The 6,581-nt window shown below is 35.6% G+C and carries 5 protein-coding genes and 1 riboswitch; of the genes, 2 read left to right on the forward strand and 3 right to left on the reverse strand.

Annotation, left to right across the window (positions count from 1 at the left end):
- Positions 1 to 31: 31 nt before the first annotated feature.
- Both K8V80_RS01665 and K8V80_RS01670 read right to left on the reverse strand, forming a co-directional pair.
- Entirely contained in the window at positions 32 to 994 is a 963-nt protein-coding gene (locus tag K8V80_RS01665) for an ISAon1 family transposase (protein ID WP_423773052.1), read from the reverse strand.
- Between the two features lie 16 nt (positions 995 to 1,010).
- Positions 1,011 to 1,370 (reverse strand): ISAon1 family transposase N-terminal region protein, encoded by a 360-nt coding sequence (locus K8V80_RS01670; RefSeq protein ID WP_276774994.1) that lies wholly within the window; start codon positions 1,368 to 1,370, stop codon positions 1,011 to 1,013.
- A 249-nt stretch (positions 1,371 to 1,619) separates the two neighbouring features.
- A riboswitch (cobalamin riboswitch) is annotated at positions 1,620 to 1,811 on the forward strand.
- A gap of 284 nt (positions 1,812 to 2,095) precedes the next feature.
- Here K8V80_RS01670 and K8V80_RS01675 point away from each other — a divergent pair.
- Both K8V80_RS01675 and K8V80_RS01680 read left to right on the forward strand, forming a co-directional pair.
- Positions 2,096 to 3,748, forward strand: a complete 1,653-nt coding sequence (locus tag K8V80_RS01675) for a putative transporter (RefSeq protein WP_276774996.1) — start codon at positions 2,096 to 2,098, stop codon at positions 3,746 to 3,748.
- 481 nt (positions 3,749 to 4,229) lie between these two features.
- Positions 4,230 to 5,384 carry a delta(1)-pyrroline-2-carboxylate reductase family protein gene (locus tag K8V80_RS01680; RefSeq protein WP_276774998.1) on the forward strand — a complete coding sequence of 385 codons (1,155 nt, stop codon included), beginning with the start codon at positions 4,230 to 4,232 and terminating at the stop codon, positions 5,382 to 5,384.
- A gap of 64 nt (positions 5,385 to 5,448) precedes the next feature.
- Here the strand turns inward: K8V80_RS01680 and K8V80_RS01685 are convergent, their stop codons facing one another.
- Positions 5,449 to 6,081, reverse strand: a complete 633-nt coding sequence (locus tag K8V80_RS01685) for a nitroreductase family protein (protein WP_276774999.1) — start codon at positions 6,079 to 6,081, stop codon at positions 5,449 to 5,451.
- Positions 6,082 to 6,581 lie beyond the last annotated feature (500 nt).

Here is a 6,581-nt window from a genome sequence, read left to right on the forward strand (position 1 = left end):
GGGTCAGTCCATATTCTTGGGGATTTAACAATTAAGCATATAGCATCATTACTCTATACAGATAGAACCTAACATCATCTACTCCTCTGAAAGTAGCCCTAAATGATTTAAGCTTGGCATTGAAAGATTCCGCTGCTGCATTTGTGAGTCTGTTTTCAAAGAAATTTAATATCCTATCATTGTGATTTTTAAACGTCTCTATTACCGTATTAAACTGAGGGTAATTCCATTGCTCTACCTTGTTGAACCACAGTGCAAGCTTTACCCTGGCAACATTTTTATCGTAGTTATGTGAGTATATCTGTCCGAGTTGCAGAGTCAAATAATAGAATTGTTTTATATCATCAAACTGTTTAAATAGTATCTCAGCCCTGATTCTCTGGGATTTTGTCCATTTATCAGGACTCTTGAATAGTAGATATCTGCTACGCACAAGAAGCTGTCTCATGGTATCTCCATTATCGAAACAGGGAGGTATATACTTTCTCTTTTCTTTTCTTGCTCTTTTTATATTTGAGTTCTCCTGCTCAATAACCTGCCAACGATATTGCACACGTAGATCTTGCAATGCTTCCTGCATCTGTTTTTGTACATGAAAGCGGTCTATAATTTGAGTGGCTTTAGGAAAGCATCTCTTGACTATTTGCCTCATACTTCCGGCCATGTCAAGAGTCACGTTCTTGACCATCCTGCGTTTTCCTTCAGGTAACTTCATCAGATATCTACATACATCGTCAGCCTTTGTTCCCTTTATCATAGCTATAACCGTGCCATGCCTACCATGACCAGCCTTACCCGTTACAATGGTGTATAGCTCTCCGTTGCTCAGGGCTGTTTCGTCAATAGATATATTCTCACCTAAATTGTCTTTGAAACACATGTACTGATCAGCATGAGAGAGCTGATTCCAGGAACGATATCCACTTAGCTGTTCCTTGTAGTAATTGTTAAGTGTCTTAGACTTTAGATGACAGAAGTCAGCTACTGATTTTATACTAACTTCATGATTATCAAGATAACTCTTTTAAAAAAGAACCGAACTCGGCTGTTATCCTAGTCCCGTCTGCAACCAATTGCCAGTCTCTGCTGTATGTCTTACCCGTTTGCTTATCCTCCCATCTGCGGCGTTTAATTTTTAAGTATACAGTACGGTCGCGAACAGGAAAATCTGTAACTGTTATCTCTGGATAAAAACCTTTGGAAACTAGTGGGAGACTTGAATATTCGTCTGGTATACTATTTTTCTCTTCTAGAGAAAATATATAATAATCACCTCTATCTGAATAGTGGGTAAAATCAAAATAGTCAAGCATGCCTTTAGGAAGGAACATGGACAATATATCCTTATAATCGATTGCTTTCTTTTTCATGGATCAAAAGTAATATTTTATAAGGGAAGTAGAAATGGACTAATTGTTAAATCCCCAACTTTACGGACTGAGCCCTTACTATATCTAAATCGCTTTTACAAGCATAAAACTCAGAACATAACGAACAAGTATAGGGGAGTTTTATGATTATATAAATACGTATAAATGTTTATATGACTATATTTTATCAAAAAATAGCTATAACATATAAAATTTATATAACTTTACACATAAGGAGTTCTTTATCTTATTTCTTCAACCCATAAAGGTGCCTCTTATTATCAGAGGAGAATAGGGAATCACGTTTAACTCGTGAGCTGTCGCGCAACTGTAAGCGTCGCAAATTATTCTATTTAACAACATCCACTGTTCCTAGAAGGAATGGGAAGGATAAATAGAAATGACGCAAGCCAGGATACCTGCCTTTACTGGATTGACAATACTTCGCGATAAAAGTATAATGTCGAATTCAAATTCCCTAAATCAGGGAGAAATTCATTTATTCTATTCTTATCTAGCTGTATTGTGAAGTTCGGAAAGAACTTTTCAGGTATTTATTATTAATCCTAAAAGTTGAAACATGCGAACAAGCAAAGCCGATTATCCGCGTTATGGTAATCAAAGTAAAGCCAATCATTTGTCCCTAAGCAGATACAAGCACAGTATCTCATTTATTCTTTACCCAAAGTTAATACACGAAACTTCCATTTTTAAACGCTACTACTATGGACTGGTTTAACGATTTATGGTCGGGGCAAAGTATATCTAGCTCCATACTGATTCTTTCTGTTGTTATTTCCATAGGTGTTGCATTAGGCAAAGTACAAGTTAAAGGTGTTTCTTTAGGTGTAACATGGACCCTTTTTATAGGTATATTATTTGCCCACTTTGGAATTCATGTAGAAGCAAATATTCTCAATTTATTTAAAGATTTTGGTCTGATCCTATTTATATATACGGTTGGGATGCTTGTTGGCCCCAGTTTCTTTTCTTCTTTTAAGAAAGATGGTATCCGTCTAAATCTATTTGCATTAATTATTGCATTACTCGGGTGCGTAGTGACCTATATTATTTATCTGATAACTGATACACCCATTGAGACTATGATGGGTGTAATGTCTGGTGCGGTAACAAATACTCCTGGCTTAGGTGTAGCACAACAAACTAGCTTAGACATAACAGGGATTGAAAACCCGGATATTGCAGCAGGATATGCCGTAGCCTACCCATCTGCTATTATAGGAACAATTATTACTTTATTATTCTTTTATTCTATTTTTCGCATTAAGAAACAGGATGAGGAAAAAGCTGCTTTAGAGGCTAACAAACAAGAAAACCCAGCTCGTTTACTATCACTTAGCGTGGAAAACAAATCTCTGGATGGACTGAGTGTTTATGAAATCCAAAAACTGATAAATCGCAATTTTATCATATCTCGTATTAAATATTCTGACGGCCGAATAAATATAGCAGATGCAAATACACAACTACATCTAGGTGATATCATTTTTGTAGTCACTTCAGAGGACTCAGCCTCTTGCTTAATCGCTTTTATAGGAAAAGAAATAGAGGTAAACTGGGATCAAATAGACAATACTTATATCTCTCAAGAAATAGTTGTTACGAAGTCAAATGTCAATGGATCTACTCTGTCTGAATTACATCTTAGAGATTTAGGAGTAAATATCACAAGAATATATAGAGCAGGTATTACCTTGGTTGCATCACCTTCTTTACAACTACAAATGGGTGATAAGGTAGTTGTCGTTGGCACTCAGCATTCGGTAAATGAAGTAAGTAAAAGACTAGGTAATTCTCTTAAAAAGCTAAATCTTCCTAATCTATTTCAAATATTTATAGGAATTGCTATCGGTATAATTTTGGGTAGCATTCCTCTTATTTTCCCAGGTATTCCACAACCTGTAAAATTAGGCTTGGCAGGAGGACCACTTATAATAGCCATCTTAATAAGCCGATTCGGTCCAAAATACAAGATTGTAACCTATACGACAGAAAGTGCTACTTTAATGCTGAGGGAAATAGGCATAGCTTTATTCCTTGCTAGTGTAGGATTAAGTGTAGGGGGCAGTTTTATAGACTCCATCGTTAATGGTGGATATAAATGGATTGGTTATGGTCTTCTGATTACAGTCATTCCACTATTAATAATGGGATTCGTTGTTCGCAAGATATATAAGATGAATTACTTTACGATGTGTGGACTAATGGCTGGAGCCATGACTGATGCACCTGCTTTAGCTATTGTTAATGAGATGAGTGAAAGTGGAATACATTCCGTCAGCTATGCTACAGTATATCCTCTGACCATGTTTATGCGAGTTTTACTCACTCAATTAATGTTATTACTAATCATATAATTCGATAATCAGACGTCAAGCTACAAGATTGACACCTATAAAAGGAGGGGTAGTACTGCTAAATTTATAATGCACTACTCCTTCTTTTCTATTACTTCATAGGGTAATCTACTCTATACTCTTTTAAAAAAGTAATTTAGGTTCTACCGCTATAGTAAAATATTTATTTCAAAAACACAGATATGGAATAAGAAACGACCTTACTCCATTGTCAATTTATTTCAATTCCATTCAAAAGTAACGTATTATTCTATTTTATCCTATCGGTGTCAAGACATTACGATATCAGGGTCAAAAGGGTAACATGTCGGTGTCAAAGCATCATCATGTCGGTGTCAAAGTTTATCTAGAGTGTAGATTCTTTAAAAGAAAGAATTTTATACTACTAACTGAAACAAGTTTCTGTATCTATTTTTTACTTATAGATTTAGTCGATAAATAAAAAACAAAATATAAGACCTCGATATAGAGACAAAGTATTTTGTCTTTTTTCAAGATTTCAGGAACAAAACAAGATAGTCATGGGTTAGAATTATCTATTAATAAAGAATTTATTGAAGCTCAAGAAGGAAAGATAGCAGTAGATAGCGTACTCGGAATCGGTAGTACTTTCACTGTAACATTGAAGAAAAAACAAGGTGTTATAAGTCAATATTTATATAGCATTTTATCGAGTATTGAATATTGTTTTTATCTTCTACGCAATAAACTAAACATTATGAAATACTTTGATATCCAAGAGACCAAAAAATTACTTCCCTTCACTAAACTTGTATCAGCAATAGAAAAAGCTGCAATAGACTATGCTAAAGGCACTATTAGTAGTCCTACCCGACTAGTTACTCCCATAGAAAGCGGTGTTATGTTAGCTATGCCTGCAAGCGCTCCCGACATTGCCATGACGAAATTAATCAATATCTGTCCCGAAAACCCCTCTATGGGGCTACGGACGATTAATGGTGAGCTGATTATATGGGATGTAAATACAGGAATACCCGAATACATTTTAGATGCCCCTACTGTTACAGCTAGGCGAACTGCTGCTGTGAGTATGCTCGGGGTAAAACTTCTTGCCAAGAAGACTTCGATCTTTGCCTTATATGGAAATGGAGATCAAGCATCCAATCATACCGAGGCTATAGCTCATTTATATCCTTATTCTACCCTCTATATTATAGGTAGAAATATGGATAATGCTACTCAGTACTGCAAGGAAAGAGAAAACTTACCCTTAACTCTGATTCCTGCTACTCAGTTACCCGATGAGGTAGATGTGGTGATTACCACTACTACTAGTCCAACGCCCGTCTATTTTGATATGGCAAGGCCAGAGCGTTTGGTAATAGGCGTGGGAGTTTTTCAACCCGAAAAGGCAGAAATTGAAGCTTCTGTAGTACGAAATAGTTTGATTTTTGTAGATGATATTCAAAGTGCTTTAGAAGAAGCAGGAGATATTCTTCAGGCAGGAGTAGATTGGAACGAAGTATTACCACTCACGGATGCAATCCAAACAGATATAAATCTACTCAATACTTCGAACCGCCCAATCTTCTTTAAAAGTGTAGGCTGTGCTGCTTGGGATTTAGCTGCTTGTAGAGTAGCTAAAAGAGTATTAGAAAGCAAAGCGACAGATTGATTACTTCTCAATCTGTCGCTTATATCTATTTATTCGGGTAGTATTAACTACTCGGATAATACGCTTACTTCAAATAAGTGATAAATTCATCTTTAGGTCTTCGTACTTTAGCTTGATTGACCAGCCAATCTTCGTTGACATCTCTATATCCTAAAGGAAGCATTAAAGTGCTACGCAAACCTTTCTCTCTCAATCCCAACAATTCATCTAAAGCATCATTATCAAAGCCTTCCATCGGTGTAGCATCTACTTCTTCAAAAGCAGCAGCCATAATTGCCGACATGAATCCAAGGTAAGACTGACGGGCAATATGATCAAAGTTTTCCTCAGAATCTCTAGGAGGATAAAAGTTCAATAACTTGTTGCGATAAGCCTCCCAATAATCATTGGTATACCCTCTTACTTCATTTGTTAAATCGAACATATAGTTAATGCGATCTTCTGTATAGTTATCCCAAACAGCAAATACTAATAAGTGGGAACACTGTCCTACTACCTGTTGATCATAGGCTATCTTTTGTATCTTGTTTTTTAATTCAGTATTTGTAATTACATATATTTCATAAGGTTGTAGTCCACTTGAAGTTGGAGCCATACGAGCAGCTTCAAGAATTCGATCTACTTTTTCTTGAGGTACTACCTTATGGACCATCATTTTGGTGGCATATCTCCATTTTAATCTGTCAATAATATCCATTCTATCTTATTTTAAAATTCAATACATATAAAAGCAATTCGCATTTAACCCTAGAGATAAACACGAATTACATCTTTGATAAATTAACAAAATCATAAAGTTTTAGTTTGCAGTAAGCTTTCTATTTATGATTAAGAATAAGATTTTTAGGCTTCATTAAAGATCTGTATCCCATTTCCTGTAAGGCTGATTTGCATGGAAGTCTCTATTAATTAGATCCTTGGATATTCCTACCTTTAGATAGATATTCTTTATTAATTCAATATGAAAGTTTTCTTTAGAAGATTTATTTTGAGGCTTTATATGATAATAAAGCGTTGAACGAACCATTTGACTGCAATCCCAAAGGGTTGCAAGGTCGTATTGCTACCTTACTTCTTGGGCGATTTGAGCCTAATCATGCGTTCTCGGGCTTCTCGTGCTTGAACTAAAGCCTTTACTTTTTTTAATAGCTCATTCTCTGCTCTTAATTTATAAACCTCTAGCTGTAGTTTCTCCAA

Origin of the sequence: Bacteroides coprosuis (assembly GCF_020741705.1) — a bacterium.
In the GTDB taxonomy this organism is placed as follows: Bacteria; Bacteroidota; Bacteroidia; order Bacteroidales; family Bacteroidaceae; genus Bacteroides_E; species Bacteroides_E coprosuis.

Bases quoted from the DNA above. Each gene is read 5' to 3' on its own strand.
- K8V80_RS01670 (WP_276774994.1), bottom strand. From the start codon at position 1,370: ATGAAAAAGAAAGCAATCGATTATAAGGATATATTGTCCATGTTCCTT.
- K8V80_RS01675 (WP_276774996.1), top strand. From the start codon at position 2,096: ATGGACTGGTTTAACGATTTATGGTCGGGGCAAAGTATATCTAGCTCC.
- K8V80_RS01685 (WP_276774999.1), bottom strand. From the start codon at position 6,081: ATGGATATTATTGACAGATTAAAATGGAGATATGCCACCAAAATGATG.